We start from the raw sequence: 591 nt of genomic DNA, 5'->3' as shown, positions 1-591 counted from the left end.
AAGGCCGTGGACGTCTGGACGCTCTTGTTCGACCACCTGTTCCCACATACCGGACAGATCATGCTAACCCGCGAAGAAATCGCCGAAAAAGTCGGAATTCGGGTCAACGAAGTTACAGCCATCATGAATGAACTGGTGAAGTTCGGTGCGATTTTCTCCGAGCGCGAAAAGGTAGCCGGTATGCGAGGGCCGGGTCTTGTCCGCTACTACATGAACCGCCACGTTGCTGAAGTAGGTAGTCGTGCTACACAAGAAGAACTTTCTACAATACCAAAGCCGGGATTTAATCTTGAAGTTATAGAAGGAGGAAAATTATGAAAACTAACGAACGATTCCATATTGCATGCCAAAATACATTTATAATTTCTCATTCAAACGACTTAGAAACTATGAAAATTTGGAAAAATCTTAAGGAATTACATGATGAAAATTTAGATGAATTTTTTGAATTTTCTATAGTGCGAGATAATGAAGTGCTTCTAGAGACACTTCGCCTTCCGAGTGATCCTTCACTCTACGAATGGTTTGTCGGTCAGCCAAATGTTCCATTACCGACAAAAAAAGAAGCTTTCTGAATATATCTGAAGAAGG

1 protein-coding gene and 1 pseudogene are annotated in these 591 nt (G+C 42.0%); both read left to right on the top strand.

Going from position 1 to position 591, the window contains the following annotated elements; translation table 11 throughout:
- Window positions 1-318 (top strand): annotated as a pseudogene (locus KP705_RS16265) (hypothetical protein); the annotation flags it as partial.
- Window positions 315-575, top strand: coding sequence for a hypothetical protein (locus KP705_RS16260; RefSeq protein WP_215764835.1), 261 nt, complete (start codon window positions 315-317; stop codon window positions 573-575). The pseudogene KP705_RS16265 and the gene KP705_RS16260, both read left to right, overlap by 4 nt.
- The last annotated feature ends 16 nt before the right edge of the window (window positions 576-591 follow it).

This window comes from Gluconobacter sp. P1D12_c, assembly GCF_018812105.1.
GTDB lineage: Bacteria > Pseudomonadota > Alphaproteobacteria > Acetobacterales > Acetobacteraceae > Gluconobacter > Gluconobacter oxydans_A.
This window is presented reverse-complemented; position numbering and strand designations above follow the sequence as displayed.

Bases quoted from the DNA above. Each gene is read 5' to 3' on its own strand.
- KP705_RS16260 (WP_215764835.1), top strand. From the start codon at position 315: ATGAAAACTAACGAACGATTCCATATTGCATGCCAAAATACATTTATA.